This is a genomic window from Microbulbifer maximicatervae (SeqCode) (genome assembly GCF_052467305.1).
This window is the reverse complement of sequence record NZ_CP174306.1, coordinates 1,485,913-1,512,521: the sequence shown is the minus strand read 5'-3', so window position 1 is coordinate 1,512,521 and position 26,609 is coordinate 1,485,913. Positions and strand designations below refer to the sequence as shown.

Sequence of the window (26,609 nt, the reverse complement as noted above, 5' to 3'; positions counted from 1 at the left end):
CTTTATGCTGTCCCGTCCATGGTATTTATTGTTATATCACCGAAACCGCACTCGATAAGTAATTTAGAAAGCCCCTCCATTAAGAGATCATGGCAATCAACATCCACTGCCAACCTGATTTTCAGCTGGTTTGTTCCCGCTTCAAATGGGTGGCGAACCAAGCTATCTTCAATAGCTATATATCGTTTTCCTTCTCTAACCAATATTGCTTCTTCACCAGCCAGGTCATGAAGCATTAAAACGGTGTCTTGTAATAGAGCAGTTGGCATACGCCCACCAGCGGGCATCTGCATTTTTATCAAGATTAAGTCTATATCCAGTTCAGAGTCTTCAAAGTATCGCAGAATATCCAGCAGTAATTGATAGTGCTCCGAATGATTCAGTAGCACCGGGCTGGAATTAACTGGTAGACTGGATAATGCAAGATAGTCCTGCTCAGTACTCAACGGCAGCATTTGTGCTAAGCAGGATTTCAATGTGTCCGGATAGGGGTTACGTTCGAGACACGTTGATAGCTCAACAGTCTTCATCACGCGGCCTCCATTAGATAGAAGTGACTTTGTTCATCAACGGTAACTTCTACAGTGCAATAATAGCCATTCAATGCAATCGAACAGGCCAGAAAATTTTCTTGCTTGTCAAAGCCTTTTTCAGCGCCTTGGCAAATAATATTCAGCCAGGGATCACTACCAAAACAATGCCCCCATCGATCGTGCAAGTCTGATAACTTTTGATTGGCCGACAACAATTTGGAGAAAATCTGGCGAATATTCTCTGGAAAGAACGGCAAAGATAAAGTCAGGTCATCTCGTCCAACAGCCATTTTTCGGATGACAGTGGCAAATTCCGGAGTTGTATTATAAGTAATCGTGCAGGATGCATTAAGGTTTACACTGTCAAGATCCCGCACTTCAAACAACAGTGTACAGAGACCAAAACCACTATCGCCCCAATTTTCATTTTTTCGCCAAAACGTTAGATCTAAAACATTGGCGTCAAGAATACTAACCAGTAAGTAGCGCGATTCCGGATTTTGTGTCAGGTAATGCCGAAGGCTATAACCCCAAGATGCACATTCATAGGTATTAACAAAACTAGTAACTGGCGCTCTTGCATTATCACCGTAATTGAAGTCCTGCTCACTAATCGCCGATGAACTCAAAGGAAGTTCAATCATGGTAGAGCATAAAAAATGGCGATCTATTTGCGAATCTTTTATCTCTGGAGCAGCATCTAATACACTATCTGTCTGTCTTCGGATAATCCTGGCAATATCACCAAAGGCAGTTGATACATCACTACTGGATGAGACAGTGATACCTTCTATAGGGATAAAAGCTGCAGATCGTAAATACAGGCTCATACCCGCAGCCCCTTAAATTTGCTATATATCTCAAAGAAGCACCGATATGAACTGCCTTCCATTTTTGTGAAAGCCAACAGATCGCGCTGTCGATTCACGGATTTGATCTTTCCTGACAAGACCAGGTTCAGCAAAAGCTCATTGCTGGTAAATTTCGTTGCCAGAACACGGTTTACGCTGTGCATAGAGAAAGTGGTTGCAGCTACCTGCTCATTACACAAATAAATTAGATACTCTATATGAGCCTGATCTTCGCTGGTTAAATGAGCTTCTTTACAGTCATGTAGCCAAAGCACAAAGTGCATTAGTGATTTGACAAAGCGCGGGCGAACCAGTGTTAAAAATCGATTGACGCTACCCAACCCACCTTTGCTCAATAACATATCTTTGGTAATTGATACTTTACCCTTGCAATTTCCCAGCTGTAAGGTGCCATTTAAAAACGGCTCTCCTACAGTACTCTGCCGTAGTTGGTTACAGAGTTCTGGCGGCAACATCACTGTCAGGGGAAAAGGCCTTCCCGGTTGCTTGGTAACTACCATGGCAAAGCCAAGCTTATGTGCTTCAATGCCGTGGACCTTGTCGACATTCAGCAGCATGTCGCTATCAGCTTCAACCAGCTCTGTCTTCCAACCCATAAGGCTCGGGCCGCCGGGATCTGTCATAAGGAAGTGGCCGAAAATCCCCTGCTCCACCCATTTATTGACCTGGGCAAGCTGATCATCTGTAGCAGTCAGGCTCAACATAATCGAGCCAAATAGCCCGATCATATTGTGAAAGTGATTATCTAGTCCTTCATCCCGGACAGTGTCAATAATTTGATCAATAACAAAGGTCTGCTCAAACTGCTCTAATGGCTGCTGAACCGAAGCGTCCCTAAGTGGTGCAAGCTCTGTCAAAGGATCTTCGATAATCATTGATGCATCGAATAGCCGAGCACAAGAATTTTCTAACAGCGATTTCAATGTGCTGGGCACTGGTGAAATACTGGATAATTGATTGAGAACAAAACCACCTACAACCGATTGCATTTCCATGATCTACTCCACCAGATAAGAGTTCGGAGCCGGCAACTTGAGGAAAGGTGCTACGGTATAACTTGCGTTATAGGCACCACATCCATCAAATATGACTAAGTCCCCTTCTCGAAGGTCAATGTTGTTGACTTCCCCAATCACATCTTCCTTATTGCAAGAAGTGCCCACTAACAGGACTTTCTGCCCCTCATCATTCTCTTTTAGAGGAGTCCCGTTACGCAAAACATGAGGTTGCTGGAATCGTTTAAAGGTACTTTCCGTTTTTGCCAACAGGAAATTTTGGGCCATTCCCCCGTCACATACGGCGTACTTGTCACCGTTAATGGACTTTTTATAGCGAACTTTTGTGACGAAATAACCGGCTGAGCCCATAATTGCTCGACCACTCTCGTGAACCACTTTGATATGTTCAGGAAATTCAGCAATCAAATTTCTATATTGCTCAAAATCAAACTCCTGCTCCTGCCAATTGGGGTCAAACCCACCACCTAGATTGGCCAATGACAGCGAGTATCCCAGTACTTTTTCAAACTCATAAACAACTTGTAAGGCCACTTTGGCAGTGTCGAAAGCACCTTTATTAAAGGAATATGACCCCCTGAACAAATGAAAACCTAAAACTGGAATCTCATGTTTCTTACAAAACCCCAAAGCCTCAAGACAGCCCTTCCAATCGAAACCAAAATGATCTTTTTTTAGTCCCTTTTGATTCCCATCAAAATGACTCAAGATAGAGGGGTTAAGTCTTAAAACGACAGGGTTTACTGGTCGCCTTGCCTTCAATTCCTCAACCAAAGTTAATTGATTGAGGTTGTCGATAATTAAATGGCACTTACTCGCAATGGCAGCGCGTATAAAGGCCTTATCTGCCGATGGGTTATTGACAAATCGGGGGCTATTCCCTTTGGGAAGTAGATTTAGTTCGCCTATAGATGCAATCTCAATACCGTCTTCAAAGATATGCCCACAACGGAGTATTAAGTCAAGACAGCTATTGGCTTTCAGAGAGTATATCAATCCCGTGCCCAGCGCTTCCTTCAGCTGCTTATAGTTATCGTGAGCAGTTTTAACGGAATAGATATAACAAGGTGTAGATAGCTGTTTTTTATTTTGGCCCAACAATTGAACCAGCGCATCTGGCAGTGCACCCATAACTCCCCCAAGAGTTAAACGTATCGTTTATATTTTTAGTAGTTTAAGCTTTTATGTTTTAGGCGGGATCTAGCCTAAATAAACTTAGATCATTAGGCATAGACTTGTAAATCCTGCTCCAATTGCTTCCTATCGACTTTGCTATTAGCAGTTAATTGAATTCCATCAACAAACCTGATATCTCTCGGCATGTAGTCAGTATCTATGTTCGCCTTCAGCCAAGTGCGAAACTGCTTCTGATTGTCAGCGGTATTCTCATGAAGCTCCACAACACAAGTAGCCACTTCATTCTCGAGCTTATCTTTAGTGCCGATGACTGCATTGATATGCACCAATGGGCACATCTCAATATGATTTTCCAAGTCCTTTGGAAACAGGCAAAATCCACCTTGTTTTATTAAGTCTTTTGAACGCCCTTTAAAATAGAAAAAGCCATCCTGATCACGGGTAAAAAGGTCTCCCGTCGCCAACCAGTTGTCGTCCCGATATCTGCCCGAAAAGATTTCTGCACCACCTTGAGCGGCCGGGTTATAGTAGCCTTGCATCACTGCCGCCCCACGAACATAAAGCTCACCAACTTCATCTGCTTTTGCTTCTCTAAATTTACTGACCTCTGAGTGAGGGATAAATATACGTGCATCCAGACCAGGGATCGGCTTACCAACTGAACCCATCTTTTCTTCCCAAAGCTCTGGTTCCAAATACAAAGCTCGCTTGCACTCAGTCAAACCATACATAGAGAAAACATTTAGACTTGGGCAGTACTCCTTCCAGGCGCGAATCATGTACTCAGATAAGTGGCCCCCAGTATTGGTGATACTGCGCAGATTGCTGAGGTCAGCTTTAACCAAGCCCACCAGTTTCACTAGGGCAGCCCCCATTGCTGGCACGATCGGAAGAACAGATATATCCCGCTCTGAAATCGTTTTAAGGGCTTGTATGGGGTTAAATGGTTTGTCGTAGAGGATGGTTGTACAGTTGCTATATAGCGCAAATAATACCTGATAAAGACCGTAATCAAATGATAAAGGGGATAAGCACAAAATTCTGTCCTGTGCTGTCAGGCCCAAATATTGGGATATTGAGGCCAAGGAGGTCAGAACATTTTGATGAGTAAGCATAATGCCTTTTGGCTTACCAGTACTTCCTGAGGTATAGATCACCAGAGCCAGATCTACGCCTGTGACCATTGGAGTAGAAAACACTTCAAACTCTGAGCATTCCTGCTGGTAATCGGGCAAGGCTTCAATTTTTCCAGCACGCCATATCGCCTTGGCATTGCAGTCTGAAGCGATCATTTTAATTGAAGAATGACTCAGATCCCCCTTTGCAGGTACAACCACCAATCCCATCTTCCACGCCGCCAACATAATGGCGACCGCCTCTATTTCAGACTGAGCACACACTAAAATGCGGTCGCCAGCACTGAAACAAACGTCTTCATTTGTAAGTGAGAGCCACGCATCCTCACAGTGAGCCGCGGTCAAAACCTCGCCATCCAGATTTTCCAGACGACCTTGCCAACATTTTTCCACAACTTTCTCGAACAGGCTGGCAAGAGAAAACATTTTTAGTCCATTTATTATTCTAAGATTTTTGATCTAGTCCGAATAAGCCAAAAAAAAACTATTCAAACCGGCTACATGGGACGATCATTTTATAAATCGGATGACCCAATAATGACAAGCATTTTCTGTAAAGCTTATGACAACCTCTTTATCAATCCATGAAAAGTCTCATACTCTTAGAAGTTATTCGATCTGACTAAACATTACAAACATTCCAAAAGACAAATGAATCAAGAAGTTAATAAACCCTTTTTCCGATCTCGCACCACTACCAAGTAAAAAATAGGCAATGAAAAACCAATTTATTCAGGATTTAATTCCACTAAACTACCAAAAAAAAGAAAATAATTTTTTTGGTAGTAAAACCCTATAAAGCCCAGAAAATTTGAACCGAATGGTCACGAAATAGAATGGGCAAATATTAAAAATTACTCAAACTTATTTTCTGAAGGTGGTTTTTGAGAACCATGAAACCTTGAGAGATTTCTTTTACAAGTGATCGGCTACCGGCACTGAAAGCCAGATAAATATTTGAATGCAAATTAATGCAATAATTTCGATTACAGGAGAGTCAGATTAGTAGCGGCGTGAAATTACTGACTTCAAGTAAACCTTTAAATCCAGGTCTGCCAAACAAAACACAGGCGCCAACTTAAATACTACAGACCAATAATTACAATAAAAGTGTCCTTTTGAACCACTGGTCTCACCAGATCAAAACTAAGCCAAACTTAGTGCTGAAGATACCCAAGTTACGCATGGGGATAGCCATCTTTATAATTCGGCAGTTAACACAAAAAATTGGCACGAAATAACCCCAATAGAGGAAGCAATACCACACACTTACGTATCACGCACGCCTTGCATATAGAGGTAGCTATTTTGATTCGATTACTTCAGTACGCATTTGGGTCTGTCGGAATTTTTCTTCTGTTAACCAGCTCTCTGCCTCTTTGCGCCGATTTACATCCAGAGACTCTGAAATCAATCAGTACGCCAGATAAGGTGGACAGTAGTATTGGCACCCTCGAATTCCGCGATGGCGCTCCCTACCCCCAGACCGCAGAAAAGCTCTACGACTATTTGGATCATATGCGTGCGGTGGATAGTTTCCTCAAGGGAATTCAGGGGGCATCAGTACATGCTCTGATGAAAGGGGGAAGAGAGCTTGGCGCTAAGTCTGCCAATGAAGTCTTAATTTTCGATCGATTAATGAACTCTGAGTCTCTTTTTCTTACAGGCAATACTTCGACTATCTATACGCTGGCTTTTTTAGATCTAAAACGAGACGGACCAACTGTGTTTCACTCGCCGCCCGACGTTATGGGCGCGTTTAATGATGCCTGGTTCCGCTTTGTTGAAGATATCGGCTCCTCTGGCCCGGATAAGGGGCGCGGGGGAAAGTTTCTGTTACTGCCACCAGACTATAAAGGCAATATTCCCTTCGGCTACATTCCCATCTACCCTCGCTCCTTCCGACTGTGGGTGTTTATGCGCTCGCCAAGTAACCAGCCTTTGCCGGAGGCCGTGCAAAACATCAAAGACAACTTGAGAATCTACCCCCTGGCTCAAAAAGGTAACCCGCCAAGGATGGTCTTTATCAGTGCGTCTGGAAAGGCTTTCAACACCATCCACCCCAATGACTATCAATTCTATAAGCACCTTAATGAAGTCGTTCAATACGAGTGGGTTGGGATGCTTAACCCAGAAACACGCGGCCTCTTTGCCTCAATAGGCATTGAAAAAGGAAAAGCCTTCAGTCCAGATAAAAGAATGACCAAAATTCTTACGGACGCAGTTGCAATTGGTAATGGTATAGCCCGCTCAATTGTTTGGTACCCACGGACAGACAAATCCCTCTCCGATATCAAAATCTACCCAGGCACAGATAGCGCCTGGGTAATGGCGTTTCCCGGCAAGAACATTTTCTTCAATGGACCCGATGGCAAAACCATTAATAGTGACGCTCGAGTCAGCTACTTCTATCCCTATACCGGTGTCAGCCCAGCAATGACTGCAATTGAACCTGGCAAAGGTTCTGATTACGCCATTGCCTTTGTCGATGAAAATAAAGAGCCCTTTGACGGCTCTAAAAAATACAAATTGCACCTGCCCCCCGATGTACCGGTCAATGCTTTTTGGGCAGTTAATATCTACGACAGCCAAACGCGCTCAATGTTAAAAACCAGCCAGCCCTTTCCCGCAGTAAGCAGCCAGTCGAAAGGGATAAGACAAAACTCCGATGGTTCTTATGACGTTTATTTTGGACCCGAGGCGCCAAAAGGGTTTGAGAAAAACTGGCTGGAGACCCTACCCAACAAAGGTTTCTTCGTAATCCTGAGACTGTATGGACCCTTGGGGCCATGGCTGGAGAAAACCTGGCGCCCTGGAGAGGTGGAGCCTACTGAATATTAAAAGAACCGCCCCCTACAGGCTATTACGGAGATTCCGGCCGCCCCACAATTGCGCTGCCCGCAAGGCGCAAGCGGTGATTCCGGGGAGTCTCCGCAAACCAACGTCGACAAGCTCGCTGAAATGTACTCTGCTCGGAGTACCCCAACAAACCCGTAATCTGCCCCAAGGCCAGATTCGGATCGGATAAGTATCGAGTCGCCAGATCCCGCCGCACGTTATCCAATAGCTCTTCGAACCTAAGCCCTTCCGCAGCCAGGCGGCGCTGTAAAGTTCTGGGGTGGAGCTTGAGCGCCCCTGCCACATTACCAAGCTGAAATCTGCCGCTGGGCAGTATTTCACTGAGTAACTGTCGAATTTCTACAGTTAGAGGAACGGGCAGCGTCGCACTCTGCTCCTCCAAATGGTAAATGGCCAATCGCTCAACCACTGGATCGGCAGACTTCAGTGGTGTATCCAGAAATGCAGCTGGGAAGTCCATCGCGCAATAGCCCGAGCTAAACAGAACCTCACACCCAAAGTAATTGCAGTAGTCACCCTCTGCCATTTGAGGACCATAAGGCAGCAGTACGTTTTGCGGGCAACACTCAGTCTCTACCAACATCCGTATCATCGTCAGCGTATTTCCCAGCACCTGCTCCCGGATCTGGCGATAGCTACTGAGAGCTGGGTCCTGCCAATCAAAAACAATACGTAGTACATCTCCCTCACTTAATGGCTCCAGTTGCATACTGAGGGATGAACTATGAAGAGAAAGAAAGCGCCTAACGGATAGCAAGGCTTGCCGTGGAGTGGCCGCATTGCATGCAACTACACCTATCCCACCTAAGCGGTCCACCCCTTGTCGCGATGCGAGGCACAGCCCCAAATCGGGGCGATCTAACCGGCGTGCTGCAGTTTCCAGCAGGCGCGCGACCTCAACAAATGATACCAAGCGGGAATCCGCCGGGCTGATATCACACGGCATACCGAACTCGGCCAAGAAGGCTTCCCCCCCGCACCCAAGCTGCTCCACGAATTCACTGAAACCGGAAAGAATACTGACTCGTACAAGGCTACCCATAACTTGCTCCCCATCTTTGTGGCGCGGAAAGACAATTATTTGTCGCAATCTAACAATAAATCATGGGCACATCTACCCAGTCTATAAGGCATAGAAATTTGCAGGGATAGGGATTGTGAAATCGACTCATTTCGATGTATTAATTATCGGCGCGGGACTCTCAGGGGTAGGAATGGCTTGTCATTTGAGTCGCGAATGCCCCAGGCGCAGCTTCGCCATTATCGAGCGTCGGGCACAAGTCGGCGGCACCTGGGACCTCTTTAAATACCCGGGCATTCGATCTGATTCCGATATGTACAGCTTCGGCTATGACTTCCAGCCCTGGTCCGGCGAGAAAATACTCGCGGATGGCCCATCTATCCAAAAATATATTGAAACCACCGCAAAGCAATACGACGTTAAAAAGAGAATTCACTTTGGAATAAATTTAACTACGGCGAACTGGTCCAGTACAGACCGAGCTTGGACTCTGGAAGGTCACAACACCGAATCTGGCAGCCCAGCGAGATATACCTGTAGTTTTCTGATTGCCTGTACTGGGTATTACGACCATAAAGAGGGCTACTTGCCGCAATATCCAGGTATAGAAAACTATCAAGGAAAACTGATTCATCCCCAACAGTGGCCAGAAAACCTGGACTACCGCAGCAAGCGTATTATCGTGATCGGCAGCGGTGCTACCGCTGTTACCCTGGTCCCTTCGCTCGCAACCACCGCCCAACATGTCACCATGTTGCAACGCTCCCCAAGCTATATCATTTCAGTTCCATCTATCGATAAAATCTCTCGTGTACTATCAAAATTTCTGCCAGCACCCTGGGTCCACAAGCTAGGACGCTGGCGCAATATCAAATTGCAGCGCTGGATTTTTAAAGCTGCTAAGCGCTGGCCTAACTTTATTAGAAAGTTACTATTAAAAGATGTAAGAAAAAGCCTTCCAGCTAATTACGATCTCAGTCACTTCGATCCCAGTTACAACCCCTGGGATCAACGTCTCTGCGTTGTACCCGATGGAGATCTGTTCTCCTCAATCTGCTCAGGAAGAGCCTCTGTTGCCACCGGTGAAATAGAAACCTTCTCAGATAAAGGTATCCTGCTTAAGTCAGGACAACAATTAGACGCAGACATTGTTATCAGTGCGACCGGATTAAAGTTACAAGTGCTAGGAGGTATCAAGCTTTGTATTGATGGTGCACCGGTAGCAGTCAATCAAAAGCTGACTTACAAAGCAGTGTTAATGGAGGGGGTTCCTAACATCTCATGGGTATTCGGCTACACCAACGCTCCCTGGACTCTTAAAGCCGACATTACTGCTCGCTATATTTGCCGCCTATTAAAATACATGGACGCACATAACTTTCAGGTGTGTACAGCGATAGATAGCGAAGGCTGTTCTGAGCAAGGTTCGGTGATGAGCAGCCTGGACTCTGGCTATGTAAAACGGGCAAATGGAGAACTTCCCAGGCAAGGTAAGCGCTATCCATGGCGCCTGTTAAATAACTATGAAGAGGACTGTAAGATACTCCTTGATTCAGCGATTGAGGATGAATTTTTAACTTTTTTGCCCCACCAATCTGACACCAAGAAAACTCAAAAGGCAAAAGATAAAAACAACACATCCTCTATCGAAGTAAGCAGTATTTAAATTTCAGGCAGCATTAAGAATGCGAGCCTCGGCTCGCTTCTATTTTACCTTTCATCAGGTAGACAGATATAGATACTGCACAAGATCCCTAGCTCCAAGCCCAGACTAAAACCCCAAAGTGAACAACCGCAATCAACATTATTTGACCTAACAGTCCCGCCTCACAAAAAAGTAACAAACACTTCTAATTGATCCGCCACCGATGCCTTCTAGGAATTCGTTACGGGCTTCACGAAACCATATAATCATGGGGTAGCAAATCCGAATATTAGGTCACCAGACAGGATGGCTTATTGTGAGAGCTGTGAGTATTTTTTTAATTTTGTCCTCGCTATCAATAGCTTCAATGGCGTCTTCTGTAAGTATACAACTAGAAAACTGGGACAGAATCTGTCAAATTCAAGTTACCGGCGGAAAAAACCCGTCATTCACAAATTTCCAAACTTTTAATAATATTAAAAGAGGCTGGTCAATTTCCAAGCCCTATCAAATATGCTATCGCCGGAATGAAGAACCTTCCCAATGTAATTCAAAAATGACGATGTGGCGGTGCAAACGGTATGTTCAATCTGAAGACCAGAAAGCAAATAATTTTCCTATATTCTAGGTTTTATCGTCTCCACCTTTAACGAAAGCTACCAAATTATGACGCTTGATCCAATATGCTGAACTTAAGCACCCAAGGATTGATATCAGAGGGAGCAACGAAGTCAACTTGCAATACAGTACGATCATCAGAAAACTGATACACCCATTTATTGTCAATAAACTTACCCTGCCCCTTCCTCCACTCGGGATTTTCTTTCATTTGCTCACCAAACCAGGCTTTTACAGTTTCCACATCACCGGAAAGCTGAAACGCGGTGTACCATTCTTCCAGGCTACCATAGCTATACTCCTTAGAAACAAACTGAATCGATTCAGGCAAGTCACCAAGGTTTGGCATGATTTTATCCGCCATCATCCCCCGGATATAGCCCCCCTCTGGCACCCACAGGTACTCAATCTTCGCTGCGACACTTTTGGCTTTTTCAATCGTATCAACCTTGCTTACCAGATATAAAGCGCCATCTATACCAGATGAAAGGCCAGCTGTAGTAATAAACTTGCCGTTATCAACAAACTTTTTATTTTTTACCAATTCAACATCAGAGAAGTTCTTCTCGAAAGAATCAAATGCTCCACGAATGGTGGTTGCTTTCTTACCATCCAGAAGCCCAGTATTTGCCAGAATAAAGGCACCATTACATACCGATAGAACGTACTGGGCCTGTTTGGACTGATCTTTAATCCAGTGTAATACTTCCGGGCTCTCCATTGCTTCATTAATACTGCCCCCAGGGATAATTACTGCATCAAATTGATTGTCCTGATCGAAGCTGGTATCTGGAGCCACTCTAAGCCCCATAGCTGAAGTAATGGTTCCACCATCTTCCGAAACCGTTGTTAAACGATAATTGGCTTGCCCAAAAACCTCATAGGGCCCGGCATAATCAATGGTTTGTGCACCGTCGTACAATAATATCCCTATATGGAAGGCATCTTTAGATGTAGAGTGGGCCCAGACCATATTGCTAAAAATTAGCGAGCATAGGCCAGCCCAGATTAAAGAACGCATGACTATTTCCTTTTTGTTTTTTGTGAGTATAGATACATGCTTAAGCGCTTATCGGGCATCTGATACAAAGCCCAAACCTATAAACAAGATATCTTTTGGGGGTACAGCTGGAAGTGTAAGCTAGTGAATCTGGTCGCAAATGACATAAAGTCGACAAATTCAGACATAGATGTTTGGGTATGAGAAATATATATCTCATTGATAATATTTAATCTGAATATTGATACATGTTTGTATACTTTCTTACTGTATTATATTTCTTCGTGGCAAGGCATGTTACCTAAACAAGTAATAGGGCAAGGTTGCTCCCTACTAAATAGCGGTTGAACACATGGGATATACGGCTAATATTACTATCTTTACGCTACTAACTGAAACCCCAAAGCTATTCTACTTGGCCGACAAACCATCACACACTATTTATTCTACCCCTACGTCATACTTGCCTAAACATGACTGAATGTATTTAAGCTCCCTTTCACTCCTGTAAAACTCCTCGTTAAGCGGAGTCCAAAGATTTATTGTTCAATCCCCAACCTACGGGTGTCGAATAGTGCACTTCCTACAATCTATATTTCTATCGGGGACATAATTATTGCTTAAGTATTTCTTTATAATTTCTCTCTGTGTATATAGTTTCAAATGAATCATCAAGAACTAAATTCCACCGTTCCATAGCTTTCTCAGCTATTTTAGCCACAAGATCCATAGACCCAGGACTCTTTCCAACTGTCAATTCGAAAAAACTACATGCATCTGCACCGAGTGCCTTCTTCCATGCATCAATTTCATCTTCATCGCTTTCATCAAGAACAGAACCGCCTAGAAAATTTATCCAGACACAAGCCCTCTCGTTTAAAAATTGACCAGATATTTTTTGACTATCTATATCAATCGAACCTATATCAATAATGAAACCTAAAGCATCCTGGTTAGATATAATATCACTGCTAACTAAATATACCGAGGTTGACACCTATGGACCTCCATTCTTTTTCATATATTCATTCAACTCATCAATTGAGCGTACCACAACAGCCGCACCAGCTTTCACTGTATTTTCTCTCTTTTGTTTACTCGACATCTTAGGTGCTATTACGATGACAGGCTTTCCATTGGGGTTGACAATAGAATTTGTCAGACGCTCTCCCACTTGATTCGCCTTGCTTGACCTTCCCATTGTTGCCTCAATGATAAAATTCGGGGTTTCAATATCTATTTCCCCTGCGAGCCCCTCTTTCGAAGGATGAGGAATTGCTTTTCTGAACGAAACTAAGTAATCTCGAAGCTCGTTGGCAACCATCGCCTCAAATTTTGCGTCTCTAGCTTCGCTTTTAGGCAACAAAGCGCCTTTACAGTTTTTTCCTTCCAGTCCCAATGCAATAGCATCATCAAACTTTCCCACTTCTATATTTGAAAATTGAGCTTGCTGTAATTGCACTGCAGCAACTGTTTTTTTAGCTCTATTTGGATCTTCCTTCGTTGCTGTCAACCCAAGCGGGTCTACCCATCGAACAGGATTAGGCACATACTGGTAGTTATTTGTTCCACCTAGGAGACCAATCAGATCTTGCTGAGTAAATTGCCCAACTTTTGGGTCAAAATACCGATGTCGGTTGTAATGAAACCCTGTCTCTTCATCAAAGTACTGTCCCTGAAAGCGAAAAGGTTGCCCTATCTGGTTCTGATAGGCTAAGGCAATATTGCCATAGCTCTTGTAGGCAACACTCCATACCACTTCACCAGCCTGGTTGGTAAGGGTATCTGGGGTGCCAAGGTGGTCCAGGTGATAGTAGTAGACCTCTTCTTTATCTAGCTTACTTTCTTTTAAAGCAACCGGTTTAAAGGTGCTCGGTTCAAAGTAGTAGGTACGAGCGCTGAGGTCCTGCCTGGTTTGATTATCGGTATTAGTTTCCTTTAGAAGGGTGTCGCCATCCCAAAGGAAATCATTATTCTCTTTGTTTACAGCCTTACTAATACGGCGACCCAGCGGGTCGTATTGGTAGTGGATATCTTGTTGAAGGTGTTCTACACCCTCTTCCACCTTTAGCTTCTCCACACGTACCAGCTGCTGGCGACTGTTGTAGTGGTAACGCGTCTGCAGTTTTTGTCCTTTACCACGAAGCTCCGCAATCCGATTACCATGAATATCGTAGCGATAGTGTGTATCACCGCGAAAGGCGAGACGATTGCCTTTTACCCTGGTAGCGCTGGCTTGCTGTTTGGCTTCATCTTTTGAGTTGGCAGCGGCAAGGATATTGTGCGCAGGGTCGTGTACAAAATATTCTGGGTTGGGGCCGTCTACCTGAGTAAGGCGGTCCAGGGCATCGTAGTGATAGCTGCGATTACCGCGCAGGCTGTCTTCAATTTTGGCTATCTGACCAGCTTTGTTGTACTGGTAGCCACGCTCAAGGACTGGGTTTGTGCCTGAAGTGGGATCGGACGCTGGTTTTTGATTTACATTACTTGTTTTGCCCAGTCTGAGTTTTTGCAGGCGGCCTTGGGGATCGTAGTCTCTCTGGCTTTCCAGCCCATTGCCGTGTTGACGCAGGCTTTCCCTACCCTGTTCATCATGGCTGACACGGGTGATTAACTCATCAGTATCACTACCTAAAGGGCGACGGTGCAGGCTTTGGAATTGTCCGGCAGGGTTAAAAGTAAACTTAAGTACTTCTCCATCGGGCAAGGTCGTGGCAATACGATTACCTGCTGCATCGTATCGGTGGCTAAGCTTTTCTTTGCCCTGCCAGTCGCCGGTAACTCGGCCATTGGCATCGTATTCCCAACGCAATTTGCTGTGGGCATTTTCCGCCTCTATCAATTGCCCGCTGCGGTTGTAGCGGAAATTTGTATTGCCGTCCGGGGTAACCTCTTCCAACAACCGGCCAAAGGGATCGCGCTCAAAGATAGTATCGATACCTTTACCGCTGTCCGTATCGGTCACGGCTCTGGAGCTTACCAAGTGGCCGGCACGGTTGTAGGCATAGCGGGTAACGCGGCCGTCGAAGCCTACTTCTTCAATCAGGCGTTCGTTGAAGTCGTATTTAAGCTGGTAGCGCTCGCCATTTTCATTGGTGAGCCCGATTAGGTTACGCTCGCCGTCATAGTGATATTCCAGGCAGCTGCCATCCGGGTTGGTGCGGGTTTTTACCTGGCTGAGGCCATCGTAGGCATAGCAAGTGCTGCGGCCTTCAGAGTCAACAACTTCGGTAAGTAATCCATGGGGGTTGTAGCTGTACTGTGTGCGGGCACCGTCTGGAGTGGTCACCGCATGGATACGATCCTGAGCGTCGTATTCATAGCGGGTCAGCTGACCGGGGGCGTGTTGCACTTCTTCCAGTCGGCGAGCACGGTCGTACCGGTAGTGCTGGGCACGGCCCATAGGGTCTTTTACTGCGGCGAGCTTGCCTTCGGGGTTCCACAGATAGCGAGTGGTATTGCCGAGAGGATCGGTAAGACTACCGATCAAACCAACGGGGTTATAGCCGTATTGGGTCTTGTTACCGAGGGGATCTTTACTGGCCACGATCTGGCCATTTTCGTTGTACTCCCTTTGCCAGTTATTCCCAGCAGGGTCGGTAACTTTGGCGGGCAGGCCTTCAGCATTGTATTCGATACGATGGTTATTGCCGGCGGCATCGCTCTTTTGTATCAGGCGGCCCTGGTCATCGTACTGGTAAATTTCCTCGCGAAGGCTGCCATCGTCGCTGGGCAGTTGTACCCGAGTAACCTGCCCCAGGTCGTTGTAGCTGTAGAGAGTCTCTGTACCTTCGGGATCGCGGTGATAGATCGGCAGGGCCCGGTCGTTAAAGCGGTAGCGCTCTTTGCCGCCACGGGTATCAGTAACAGTAACGCCCTTACCATCATCGTCCCAGTCAAACTGGTAATTGTAAGTCGCCTGACCATCGATTGGGTCACCCCACTGTCTCACACAGCGGGCAGAAGGGCCTTCGGCATCCCACTCAAAATGGAAACGGTAGCCAGTTTTTATGATGCGCTGCTTAATTACATGGTGATGGTATTGGTACTGCTCACTGTAACCATCGGCGTCGGTGGCTTTAACCAAATCTCCAACATCGCTGTACTCATAGCTTGCGAGTACTTTAATGTGGCCATCGCGAGTTTCCTTCTTAAGCTCACCGATACGCAGGCTGTTCGACTGCCCTTGCGGAGGGCTGATATGCAAGGCTTCACCGAGGCTGCTCTCAATGCATATTAAACGCTCATCGATATAGTGGAACAGGTAGAAGTTACCATAGCCATCACGTATTTCCGCAAGCTTAAGTCCTCCTGTTACACCGGTTGCCTTAAAGTGTTTTTGCACGCCATTGGGAGCCCCGTAAGGGGTAATAATCCAATGATCGCCGGCGACACGAGTAAGTGTTAAATGCTCAACAACATTGTGGCTGCGGTCACTATCCCCCGGAAAGGGAAAACTAATTACCCGACCCTCCGCATCCATAAACTGAACACTTTTATCAGGTGCCGTTATTAACCTCTCTCCCAAGGTGTGAGTCCAACCATGACCTAATCCGAAATCTTTGGGATTACTACTGCGGTAAGTGCGCTCAAAAACAAGGGGAAGCGGTCCGTCTAATAGCGCATCGACTAAGGTCAAACGCTCTTCCCCGGTTTTTAAGTTAATGGGATCACCGCCTTCAATAGCACAACTATTATTAGGAACTTCCTTCCCAGTATGGCTTGTGCCGGTTATGGTCCCAGCTTTATCGGGCTGGTCAGAGCTTGTATTCGGGGAGCTCTGCGAACCCTGACTGCAGTCAGAACCCGCTTCAGGATTATCGTTGACTGTTCCTTTACCGCTTTGCGACGCTCCTGAACTTGATGTTTGCCCGCCGGAGGAAGGTGGTACTACAACTTCAGAAGAACTCAGATCAGAGAAGCTCGCCTTATTACCCTCAGCATTTCCTGCGCGTTTATGGAGAAATACATTGCGACGCTTTTTGATTTTGGCAAATTCCAGCATTAGGTTACTAACGCGCTGAAGAGACCTCAGTAAGCTCGCATTATCTTTGGAAATCTCGACAGCGTTGGAATCGCTCACGGATGCTACCATGGCGAATGTTAAGATAATCTCAAAAAGGCCATTTTCTGGTAGGGCAACCTCCGATGGGTATAGAGCTTTTAAGTAATCGCGGAAGAAACGTAAACTTGTTTCACGTATTCTCGCATCCTGGTATAAAGTTTCAGCTACTTCAAAGGCTAACTCTAAGTGCTGCTGGGTAACTTTATTGGCATCGAAACCAAGCGCAGCTACTAGGGATCTGCTAGAAGTCGGTATAGATTTTTCATCTTGCTTTTCAATGTTCTTTTCATACAGCAGATAGTTCTTAGCGGTGCACCCCTGCGCCATCAAAGGGCGAATAGAACTCACCAAAGTCTCTACTTCAGATAAATCTTTACGCCATATTGCTAGCCCTCCGGTAAAGTCACTCTGATCATTAGATTCATTGTTCGATAACCTTGAATTAACTCGCCCTAGGTCAACAATATATTGAAGGCCTGTATCGATTTTAGGAATCAATTGGGACTGCTTGTCGGCTAGCACCGCATCAGCAAATGGAGCCTCTTCGATTACCAAGCGGTTTTGAACTAACTCCTTATAAATAGCTCTCTCAACCCAGGAGTAGCTTGAAGGAGCATCTAAATGGAATGAGGCTGATAAGTCACCCCATCTATAAGGCTGCTTGCCTGGTTGAAGAGGATCTGAACAACTCCCTCCCATACCCAGGAAGTAATCGTAAATTTCTTGAAGAGCTGAAACACTGAACATTTCCAGGGTTTGCTCAGCACTAGCTGGCAGTGAAGATCCGGAGCTAAAACCGCTCCCTCTTCGAGCCAGGTAAACAATTCCATATGTATTCTCAACAAATAGCTGCATAACTCACTCTTTATTGATTACGAACCAGCCATGCAACATTCCTTCGCTGCTAGCTCAAAGCAAAATAAAGTCCACTAAAAGTACTCTGCCCTTTCCAACTTCAGTCTTCGCAACTCAGGGAGTCGGAACTTCTGTCACCACTGTTAACGAAAAGTGGTTTTCGGAACGGGAAAGCCGCGCGATTATACTGAGGGGAAATTAGGAAATGGATTACACAGGAGCACAATAAAAAATGATGCATCCTAATGTAATGGAACGTATATCTGAGTTACGAAAACAACTTAAAGAGAGGGAGATAAATTACTACAGATGCAGAGGTATAATTCAATTTGGGGCAAGCCTAAGCTTACCCCAAATCAGCGCAATTAATTTACGCTGTCAGAATGATAAACTATTGCCTGCCAAACATTTTGTTGGCCACCTATATAATTATCCAGGGTAGGTTTCTTAATATAGCTCCAGGCAACTTTACCATTACCCAAGTACATAGGCTCATCCAAACCACCCCAACCGTAGTCAGTCAGCTTTACCGGCCCCTCAAGTACATTCAAGTCTGCATCAATCTCCATTACATAGTAAGCTTTTGGCACCAACATACGCATGGCATCACCACTCTTATTGTTACTGCGATTGTACGGGAGGTTATCGGAGATACACTGGAACTGCGCGTACCCAAATAAGTAACGGCCATTTTTCAGATCAACCAACTGGGGATCACTAATTTGGCAGTCAGAATCCGTTGCCAGCCATTCAATGCCATTACCTTCAATACTGCCTTCCCCATCAACTTTTGCAATACCTACACGTGTCAGGGAAGTAGTATCCAAGGCATCTCCAGAGTAGAGACCCTGCCTCGAAATTACGGGATATTCACCACTGTCGATATATGAGAAGAAGCAATTGCGAATGCCGTTATCAGCACATTCCTCATCGAAGGGGCCATCACCACTTGTATCGATGCCCAGCTCATCCTGTAAGAACATATCCATGTTCGAATCTTCAATGTACTTTGGAGAGACAATAACTGAGAGATTTGTATCGGCATCAACCGGGACAACCGTATGGCCACCACCGTTGGATATCATCGCACTTGTAGATGGTACTAAATGATTATAGGTGCCTTCATAAACAGAAGATCAACTGTCCTCCATTTTAATGGCGATCGCATTCAGGCCCGGTGACGGATAATATTTATTTCCATCACTGGTACACAGAGCACCGTACATCTCATTCCCCGGATTATAAAAGGCTCGAATATTCAGAACGTGGCCATGGCCACACGCCCAGTACCAACCCCGGTGATCATCTCCAGAGAAGGACATTGACCAGTCATCCCGATTGATTACCGTCAGCCCTGCCGAATAATGCGAACCGCTAACAAGAACACGAGCAGTCACGGAAAATGCATAACTTGTGCGCCCTTGGCTATCATCCTCTACGTACAATAGCTCCTGAGTCCCCAAATGAGTGCCACCATGCATTTTATTGACAACATAGGCATCTGGAGTTTCTGTTATAGGCTTGTTATCCCACTCCATTAGCCAGATCTGGTCATTATACTTCTCTTCATTATCGGTACCTGCAACACTGTCAAGATTATCTTCAATCTTCATCCAGGTTGTACCGTACTCTTCTACCAGATCTTTCTCGATATCATATCGCTCACTGGCCTTATATTCGGTATTGCATAAAACAGCTACCCTGGAGCAATCCGAACTGGCCGTAATACCATGTGACTCATAGCATTGATTCAGAATGGTGGCGTTACCCGTCTGCTCGAAGCTCATGCTATCTGGGTTATATTGAAGCTCGTAAACGGACCCATAGGTTGTATCAGAGGCACTATTCCCCTCTGACAAAGTTGTGGATACATACATTTTTGGCTGGGCAGTATCCGTAGCACAGGAGGCCGTATAGCTACGGATAGGAATATCAATATTTTCCTCATCCTGCTCACTGTCCGTACGGCCAATATAGTGGGCCAGCTGGTAAACTTCCTGAGCATTTACCATTGCGTTAGGCAAAGTGATATCTGTAGCGGTAATTGTTGCAAACCCGAGTTCAGCTGTTGACACATCTCCAACGGTTACAGTCGATGGGTCATTATCAGGCAATGAGGGGTCATCCCCGCTATCATCTGACCCGCTATCACCTGTTCCACTTCCTCCATCTTGATTACCCCCACTATTATCATCTCCGCCATCGCTCACAGGTGGTGAATCGGAGTCAGAATCCGACGAACCTCCCCCTCCACCACAAGCTGCAAGTGCCGCGGTTAGTGCATTTACCAATAATTTCTGCCCGAATAACTTTTCCATAATCGCCTTAAGTGCCGTGTTTTTTATTTTGGTGTTAGGTACTGTCCAAAATATAAGTTCCGGACAGTCATGAAATGCAAAAGTGGGCGAAATTTTAGCGGAAACGAAATTTAATTCTGTGCGTAACTTAAAAAAATATGAACACAATAAGGAAGCTTAAAAATGAGACATTCAACACCGACAGAACCCTAAATAATGCGTACAAACTCCAGGCACCGAAAGATAAAAAGATAAAAAGATAAAAAGATAAAAAGATAAAAAGATAAAAAGATAAAAAGATAAAAAGATATTAAATAGGGCAGTATCCAACACTAACCTAATGATAGGATAGAAAAGCAAATAAAAAACCAAACTAACACACAAATATAGTCAAAAACTCCGCCGCCTGAATTCAGCCTCTCTCCTATCATAGATAGGTCAAACACATCAACTACACCTGAAGAAGAGGCTGGTTTTTCAAAGTATTTCAGCCAGAAAACTTATACAGCAAAGTAACAAGTGAGGATTTCCAACTGCAGACCGCATATAACTCTACAACACAACATAAAGAGCAAACTACAAGAGACCAAGTAAGACGCTCTCTTTTAAAGGTACATAAAGGTTAATCTTTCAATATCTTGTTGTAGCCAAAAGAATCCTTACCATAAACTTGAAAGCTACCTACCTCTGGAAGTTCATACTCCACCATTCCCTCCGCTGTTGAGTATACATCCTTACCTCCCGGTGCGACCCGTACATGATTTGCCGTACATCTTCCCACAAAGGAAAACCGAGAATTACTACTACATATATTTGGATATGATGCATGCATATTTAGAGATGAAAACACAATGCACTCACCCGGCTTCATCTCCATATCTTTAACTTTGAACTTATCAAAGAAATCCTCTCCTAAGAGCTTCGCTGCCGTAAGAAAGACAAATATACTCTTAGTGAAAATCCGACCAAACAAAACCACCTTAAAAACATCAAAAAAATATCGAAATGAAAAAGGAAGCAAAGAAATATAAAATAACTTATTATCTTGTATAAAGCTGTATAGAAAATCCATTCTTGCATCACTAAACGACCCCGGCAAAAATCTCAAACAGCCATTTTCAATAGTAGATTCTGATAGAGCGACCCAAGCAGTAAGCTGTATCACTGCGGGATCAGTATCTTTTGTAGGCTGCAGTTTCGCATATTTACCAGTCTCCCTAAAAGTCGCATTTTGGTGCCATATAGTGCCGCTAGCACCAGGAAATTTATCGAAAAACTGTGATCGCCAACACATCACCTCATCACCCAATAGACTGGCAAGCTTGTGCGATAATTTTGGATTCCTCAACAGCTCCCTAAAAGACTTCATTCTAAGAGCCTGGTAAAGTCCAGCACTTTCAATTACCCATTGTCCATGCCGCTTTTCTATCTCTCTTACTTTACTGCCAACATAGCTTACCCCTTGAAAGTCTTCAGCAAATGCGTCTTCAACCTCTTTACGTAAACTTGCTGCCTGATCTTCAGAAACCAACTGAAATGGTGGCAAATAACCATTTTTTTCAAAGTAACAAATTTCTCTTCTGTTAGGAAATCATCCTTACCACCATCCCTTGAGACATTTTTTCTCGGAATAGTCACCGTCATATTTCTAAGCTTATCCAGCTCATCAAACATCTGCTTCTTTTTCGAACCACGCCATGGGAGGATTAATAGCTTATAAAGCAAAACAACAGTGATCATTATTAGAACTTGAAAGGCTTGCACTTTGGAGATCGCAAAATCTGCAGCATCCCCCATAGAACCAAATCCCTTCAGCATCTCCGAAAAAGTACTTTTTCCAGTCTCCATAAAACTTAACCTCATTCAAGTAATGACTACCCCCCACTAGTTTCGCATTATTTTGTTGTACCCATACGAATCACCACCATATATCTGAAATGAACTAACCTCTGGCAACTCAAACTCAACCATACCTTCAGCACTAGGAAATCTATCTTTACCAGAAGGGGAAACCTTTACATGAGTTGTGGTACACCTCCCAAGAAAGGAGAACCGGCAGTCAATTTTTGTTATGTTCGGGTAAGATGCATGCATATTTAAGGCAGAAAAAATAAGACATTCTCCCGCCTTCATTTCAACATCAAGAATCTCGAAATTTTCAAAAAAATCCTCCCCTAAAATCTCCACAGCTGTGAAAAACACCAAGGCACTCTTTGCAAATATAGAGCCATGGAAGCCGATTTTTGCCATAAAGTATAAATGAGGAAGTGAAAGCGGAAGCTGCGACAGATAGAAGTATCTATTGGTTTGCATATATTCATATAGGTAACTAATTCTCGCATCCGAAAACGATCCAGGAAGTAAAAGTAAGCAGCCATTTTCACGAGCAGCATCAGTTAGAGCCACCCACGCATTCAGCTGAACTATCGCTGGGTCTGCATCTAACGCTGGTTGAAGCTTGGCATATTTACCTGTCTCACGGAAAGTTGCATTTTGATGCCAGGCAGTGGGGCCAGTTCTCGGCATCTTATGGAAAAATTGACTTCGCCAACAAATAACTTCGTTGCCAAGTAGACTAGCTAAACGGTGCGATATTTTAGGCTTTCTTAGAAGCTCTCGAAATGAAGGGGGACTTAGTGCCTGATAGGCTCCAGCATCTTCTATCGGCCAGTCCCCATGCCTAATTCCGATATCACGAACCTTATTCCCGAGAAAACTAATTCCATGGAAACTTTTATCATATTCATCAAGGGCAAGCCCCTTCAGCTTGACAGCCTCACCCTCTGAAACAACAGAAAATGGGACCAAAAAGCCATTTTTTTTGAAGAAATCCAATTCACCCTGTTTAAGGAAGTTGCTCTCCCCCTCCTCATTTATTTCATCAGGCTGTGGGAGTCTAAGAGGCAAGTTCTTCAGGGCATCCAGATCTGAAAAGAATTTCCTTTTCTTCCGCACTTTCCATGGGGTAATCAAGAGGCGATAGATAACAAAACCTATGATTGCCAAATATATATGTAACCTCTGAAACCAAGAAATAGTGAAATCGGCACTATCCTCCAAAGTACCTATCCCTTTCAACATCTCAGATAGAGTACTTCCCTTATTTGCCATTCACTTCACCCTATTCCTATGGATCAATACTTTTTCGCAATCCGCTTACTTCTGAGTCAACCCGATCTTAGAAATCCTTTGGCACCATCTTATCCATCGGTTCAGGCGTAACCAGGTTCCACCAGAAATCAAACCGGTCCATTAAAGAAAGTAATATCTTCAACTCTCCCGCATCGCCCTCAATTTTGATTTTCCCATCCTCCATCTTCTCCTGGATAGATGCACTACCCAAGATGATATCATTGAGATCTGAGCGGTTTATCTGCACACTGCTTCCTGGATTCTCAACTGGGGGGCCATAGTTCAACACCGCATTCTCAAGCACAAGCGCATACTTTTCTTTTACGTCCGGCATATTGATATTGATGGAGAGCTTTTTGCCAGTTGCCTTTGGGCCGTTGAGTCGAATTCCCAGGTAATCAAAAATCAAACCAGCCGGCATACTGCGAATAGTGTCCGGGCTCGCAGTCAGAGGAACCGGGTATCGCTGGATGCCATCCCGCAATTCCCTGGCACCGCTTAAAAAAAAGTTGCGCCAGGTACCATTTTCCTGCTGATAACCCAATTGCTCTAATGCATCTGCCAACAGGTCCCTTGCTGCACGATTATTAGGCTCTGCGGAAACCAGCCTGTCGAGCACCTCCGCAACCCAGCGGTACTCTCCTGCCTCATAGTCTTTCTTTGCCTGCTTGATAATATTGGCTGCCCCCCCCATATACTCGACGTACTTTATTCCCGCTGCCGTCGGTGGCATTGGATACAGGCGAGCGGGATTGCCATCGAAAAACCCCAGGTAATAGTTCCAAACCGCACGGGTATCGTGATTTACACTGCCGTAATAGCCTCGATTGGCCCAATACTGTGAGAGCTCTGGAGGCAGCTCCATCAGTTCAGCCGTTTGAACCATGTTGTATCCGTGATTGGCTAATCGCAGGGTTTGATCGTTGAGATATTTGTAGAGGTCACGCTGCTTTTTCAGGTGATTCACCACATTTTCTGGCCCCCAGGTTGGCCAGTGATGGGGCGCAAACAGGACTTCGGCTTTTCCGCCCCAGCGCTGCACTGTTTCATTGAGGTATCGGGACCAGTCACGAGCATTTCGGACCTTTGCTCCCCGCAGAGTGTAAAGATTATGCAGCGTGTGGGTTGCGTTCTCAGCAGCGGTTACGGCTTTGAGTTGAGGAATATAGAAGTGCATTTCTGCCGGCGCTTCAGAGCCCGGCGCCAAGAGAAACTCAAAGATAAGTCCATCCAGTTCTAAAGTTTGCCCAGTCTCAACAATGGAGTCTGTCGGTTCTATCAGTGTGATGGTGCCAGTGGAGGTTTCAAGACCGAGGCCAGCCCCTAAGGTACCTTTGGGATCTTTAGGGATCAGGTTCCCGTACATAAAACTGGCACGACGCGCCATATGATTTCCTGCAAAGACATTTTCACTAACAGCTTCAATCAGGAAATCTTGCGGGGCTATTACCTTAACCTTGCCTGATTTTACATCTTCCTCATCGATAACACCGCGAACACCCCCATAGTGGTCAACGTGACTGTGGGTGTAGATCACAGCAACGACAGGCTTGTTTCCGCGATGCTGCCGATAGAGGTTCAACGCTGCTTCAGCCGTCTCGGCAGAAATCAGCGGGTCCATAACAATGACCCCGGTATCGCCCTCAATAAAAGTTATATTGGAGAGGTCCGCACTGCGCACCTGGTAGATTCGCGGTATCACCTCGTAGAGACCGCCCTCCGAAATTAATTGCAGTTGCCGCCACAGACTGGGGTTGGCACTGTCAGGGGCCTCTTTATCGCGAGCAAATTGAAATTGCTCCAAGTTCCATACCGTATCGCCTTTGCTGTTTTTAATAACACCATTATTTGGTAGAGGAGCAATAAACCCCCGCTTTACATCCTCAAAGTCCTTCCGATTTGCAAAGGGGAGCTCTTTCAGTACAGCCTGGTTTGATTTCATTGTGACGACACTGGCGGGATTGGGTTCTTGCGCCATGACACTTACGGTCGTTAGCGAACAGGCAAGAAATACTAGAAATAGCGAAAACAGCGGCAGCTTGTTAACGTTCATCAGTTGTTTCCTTTCCATGATTCGCAAAGTGATGCGGCAGAGCCCCCTGTAGAGGATAGGTAGGAAACTATTAAACGGGCGGGTATTTATGCCGGTATCAGGAGAATAACCGACAAATTTATGGGGAAAAGAACAAAAAAGCCGGCGAAGAGCGCCGGCTTTTTTGTCATTAAATATTATCTGACATCCAGTAAATGCCTGGCAATAATCAGGCGCTGGATCTCACTGGTACCTTCGTAGATTGTAGTGATTCTCACATCCCGACTCATACGTTCGAGTGGATATTCACGTGTATAGCCCACACCACCGTGCATTTGCAGAGCTAGATAACATGCCTCGTTAGCCTTCTCACTGGCGAACAGTTTGCCCATTGAAGCGGCAGGGCCAAACGACATTCCGGCATCTTTCTGCCAAGCGGCTTGCAGCAATAGGAGTCGCGCACCTTCCATCTCAGTATATTTATCGGCAAGCTGCCATTGCAGCCCCTGGAACTCCGCCAGTTTTTTACCAAACTGCTCCCGCTCATGCAGATAGGCCCGGGCACAATCCAAAGCTTCAAAGCCGATACCCAGCGCCAGGGAGCCAATACCGATTCGGCCTCCAGCGAGTTCACCTGCAGCAATGCGAAAGCCGCGATTTTCTTCACCTAAAAGATGGGAGGCAGGAATACGGCAATTGTCGAAAGAAACCTCATTGGTAACAGAGGCTTTCTGTCCCATTTTTTCTTCGGCCTTGCCAATCACCAGGCCAGGTGTGCCGGCTTCAACCAGGAAGCAGGAAATACCTTTGCCTTTAGGCGCGGAAGAATCTGTCACCGCCCAAACAACAAAAATACCGGCAAATTCGGCGCTACTAATAAAGAGCTTACTGCCATTGAGAACGTATTCATCACCCTGCTTTTCCGCGCGGGTGCGCATAGAGGCCGCATCCGAACCGGAACCGGGCTCGGTGAGACAGAAAGAACCCGCAGGGTATTCTCCACTACAGATTTTGGGGAGGTATTTTTGGCGCTGCTCTTCCGAACCTACCGCCTGAATAACCTCTGCCACCATATTGGTTACGGACGTGGTCGTTGCAACAGAGGCACAGCCCCGCGCCAGCTCGGCGATCGCCAGGGAGAATGCGACAGTACCAGCACCAGTACCGCCGTAATTGGGATCAATATTGATTCCCATAAAGCCCAGCTCTGCCAATTGCTTGAGCTTTTCCAACAAAAGCTCTCTATGACCGGTCTTGTCGAGTTCGGCAGCAATGGGTTTCAGTTCACTGTCAGCAAATTGCTTTGCCGCATCCTGAATCATCTGCTGTTCTTCGCTCAGTGAAAAATCCATACAGTACCTACTTATAGTTATTACGGACAAATCACACGG

The 26,609-nt window shown here is 45.3% G+C and carries 18 protein-coding genes; 2 read left to right on the top strand and 16 right to left on the bottom strand.

All coding sequences use genetic code 11. The features are described 5' to 3' along the window. Window positions 1-2: 2 nt before the first annotated feature. From ACJJI4_RS06955 to ACJJI4_RS06935, 5 genes are all read right to left on the bottom strand, one after another. Complete coding sequence (locus ACJJI4_RS06955) at window positions 3-533, bottom strand: hypothetical protein (protein WP_444927536.1); 531 nt, start codon at window positions 531-533, stop codon at window positions 3-5. Beyond that, the gene (locus ACJJI4_RS06950) at window positions 530-1,363 is read right to left on the bottom strand and encodes a hypothetical protein (RefSeq protein WP_444927535.1); all 834 of its coding nucleotides are present in this window, start codon (window positions 1,361-1,363) and stop codon (window positions 530-532) included. Before ACJJI4_RS06950 ends, ACJJI4_RS06955 begins: the two co-directional genes overlap by 4 nt. After that, the gene (locus ACJJI4_RS06945) at window positions 1,360-2,400 is read right to left on the bottom strand and encodes a hypothetical protein (protein WP_444927534.1); all 1,041 of its coding nucleotides are present in this window, start codon (window positions 2,398-2,400) and stop codon (window positions 1,360-1,362) included. Before ACJJI4_RS06945 ends, ACJJI4_RS06950 begins: the two co-directional genes overlap by 4 nt. 3 nt (window positions 2,401-2,403) lie before the next feature. Beyond that, entirely contained in the window at window positions 2,404-3,552 is a 1,149-nt protein-coding gene (locus ACJJI4_RS06940; protein ID WP_444927533.1) for a type III PLP-dependent enzyme domain-containing protein, read from the bottom strand. 92 nt (window positions 3,553-3,644) lie between these two features. Further along, window positions 3,645-5,120, bottom strand: coding sequence for a class I adenylate-forming enzyme family protein (locus tag ACJJI4_RS06935; RefSeq protein ID WP_444927532.1), 1,476 nt, complete (start codon window positions 5,118-5,120; stop codon window positions 3,645-3,647). A gap of 882 nt (window positions 5,121-6,002) precedes the next feature. On the opposite strand from ACJJI4_RS06935, the gene ACJJI4_RS06930 reads away from it, so the two are divergent. Further along, window positions 6,003-7,535, top strand: coding sequence for a DUF1254 domain-containing protein (locus tag ACJJI4_RS06930; RefSeq protein WP_444927531.1), 1,533 nt, complete (start codon window positions 6,003-6,005; stop codon window positions 7,533-7,535). A 22-nt stretch (window positions 7,536-7,557) separates the two neighbouring features. Here ACJJI4_RS06930 and ACJJI4_RS06925 read toward each other — a convergent pair whose 3' ends face one another. Further along, window positions 7,558-8,595, bottom strand: a complete 1,038-nt coding sequence (locus ACJJI4_RS06925) for an AraC family transcriptional regulator (protein WP_444927530.1) — start codon at window positions 8,593-8,595, stop codon at window positions 7,558-7,560. 115 nt (window positions 8,596-8,710) lie between these two features. Here ACJJI4_RS06925 and ACJJI4_RS06920 point away from each other — a divergent pair, with 115 nt between their 5' ends. Then, entirely contained in the window at window positions 8,711-10,240 is a 1,530-nt protein-coding gene (locus ACJJI4_RS06920) for a flavin-containing monooxygenase (RefSeq protein ID WP_444927529.1), read from the top strand. Window positions 10,241-10,883: 643 nt separating this feature from the next. Here the strand turns inward: ACJJI4_RS06920 and ACJJI4_RS06915 are convergent. From ACJJI4_RS06915 to ACJJI4_RS06870, 10 genes are all read right to left on the bottom strand, one after another. Further along, the gene (locus tag ACJJI4_RS06915) at window positions 10,884-11,858 is read right to left on the bottom strand and encodes a DJ-1/PfpI family protein (protein ID WP_444916824.1); all 975 of its coding nucleotides are present in this window, start codon (window positions 11,856-11,858) and stop codon (window positions 10,884-10,886) included. A 592-nt stretch (window positions 11,859-12,450) separates the two neighbouring features. Further along, entirely contained in the window at window positions 12,451-12,834 is a 384-nt protein-coding gene (locus ACJJI4_RS06910) for a hypothetical protein (protein ID WP_444916823.1), read from the bottom strand. Then, a complete protein-coding gene (locus ACJJI4_RS06905) occupies window positions 12,835-17,757 on the bottom strand; it encodes an RHS repeat-associated core domain-containing protein (protein WP_444927528.1) in 4,923 nt (1,640 codons plus the stop codon). A gap of 365 nt (window positions 17,758-18,122) precedes the next feature. Further along, entirely contained in the window at window positions 18,123-18,842 is a 720-nt protein-coding gene (locus ACJJI4_RS06900) for a hypothetical protein (protein ID WP_444927527.1), read from the bottom strand. Window positions 18,843-18,893: 51 nt separating this feature from the next. Further along, a complete protein-coding gene (locus tag ACJJI4_RS06895) occupies window positions 18,894-20,075 on the bottom strand; it encodes a hypothetical protein (protein WP_444927526.1) in 1,182 nt (393 codons plus the stop codon). Window positions 20,076-20,676: 601 nt separating this feature from the next. Continuing rightward, window positions 20,677-21,585, bottom strand: coding sequence for a phytanoyl-CoA dioxygenase family protein (locus ACJJI4_RS06890; RefSeq protein ID WP_444927525.1), 909 nt, complete (start codon window positions 21,583-21,585; stop codon window positions 20,677-20,679). After that, on the bottom strand, window positions 21,510-21,902 hold the full coding sequence (locus ACJJI4_RS06885; protein ID WP_444927524.1) for a hypothetical protein: 393 nt from the start codon (window positions 21,900-21,902) through the stop codon (window positions 21,510-21,512). Before ACJJI4_RS06885 ends, ACJJI4_RS06890 begins: the two co-directional genes overlap by 76 nt. 36 nt (window positions 21,903-21,938) lie before the next feature. Next, window positions 21,939-23,165: a phytanoyl-CoA dioxygenase family protein gene (locus ACJJI4_RS06880; protein ID WP_444927523.1), complete on the bottom strand. Its 1,227-nt coding sequence runs from the start codon at window positions 23,163-23,165 to the stop codon at window positions 21,939-21,941. A gap of 67 nt (window positions 23,166-23,232) precedes the next feature. After that, on the bottom strand, window positions 23,233-25,239 hold the full coding sequence (locus tag ACJJI4_RS06875; protein ID WP_444927522.1) for an alkyl/aryl-sulfatase: 2,007 nt from the start codon (window positions 25,237-25,239) through the stop codon (window positions 23,233-23,235). Between the two features lie 176 nt (window positions 25,240-25,415). Then, window positions 25,416-26,570, bottom strand: a complete 1,155-nt coding sequence (locus ACJJI4_RS06870; protein ID WP_444927521.1) for an acyl-CoA dehydrogenase family protein — start codon at window positions 26,568-26,570, stop codon at window positions 25,416-25,418. Window positions 26,571-26,609 lie beyond the last annotated feature (39 nt).

Coding starts and splice junctions, on each gene's coding strand:
- ACJJI4_RS06895 (WP_444927526.1), bottom strand. CDS start 20,075: ATGGAAAAGTTATTCGGGCAGAAATTATTGGTAAATGCACTAACCGCG.
- ACJJI4_RS06940 (WP_444927533.1), bottom strand. CDS start 3,552: ATGGGTGCACTGCCAGATGCGCTGGTTCAATTGTTGGGCCAAAATAAA.
- ACJJI4_RS06875 (WP_444927522.1), bottom strand. CDS start 25,239: ATGAACGTTAACAAGCTGCCGCTGTTTTCGCTATTTCTAGTATTTCTT.
- ACJJI4_RS06905 (WP_444927528.1), bottom strand. CDS start 17,757: ATGCAGCTATTTGTTGAGAATACATATGGAATTGTTTACCTGGCTCGA.
- ACJJI4_RS06880 (WP_444927523.1), bottom strand. CDS start 23,165: ATGGCAAATAAGGGAAGTACTCTATCTGAGATGTTGAAAGGGATAGGT.
- ACJJI4_RS06885 (WP_444927524.1), bottom strand. CDS start 21,902: ATGGAGACTGGAAAAAGTACTTTTTCGGAGATGCTGAAGGGATTTGGT.
- ACJJI4_RS06935 (WP_444927532.1), bottom strand. CDS start 5,120: ATGTTTTCTCTTGCCAGCCTGTTCGAGAAAGTTGTGGAAAAATGTTGG.
- ACJJI4_RS06915 (WP_444916824.1), bottom strand. CDS start 11,858: ATGCGTTCTTTAATCTGGGCTGGCCTATGCTCGCTAATTTTTAGCAAT.
- ACJJI4_RS06950 (WP_444927535.1), bottom strand. CDS start 1,363: ATGAGCCTGTATTTACGATCTGCAGCTTTTATCCCTATAGAAGGTATC.
- ACJJI4_RS06925 (WP_444927530.1), bottom strand. CDS start 8,595: ATGGGTAGCCTTGTACGAGTCAGTATTCTTTCCGGTTTCAGTGAATTC.
- ACJJI4_RS06900 (WP_444927527.1), bottom strand. CDS start 18,842: ATGATATCCAACGGTGGTGGCCATACGGTTGTCCCGGTTGATGCCGAT.
- ACJJI4_RS06945 (WP_444927534.1), bottom strand. CDS start 2,400: ATGGAAATGCAATCGGTTGTAGGTGGTTTTGTTCTCAATCAATTATCC.
- ACJJI4_RS06870 (WP_444927521.1), bottom strand. CDS start 26,570: ATGGATTTTTCACTGAGCGAAGAACAGCAGATGATTCAGGATGCGGCA.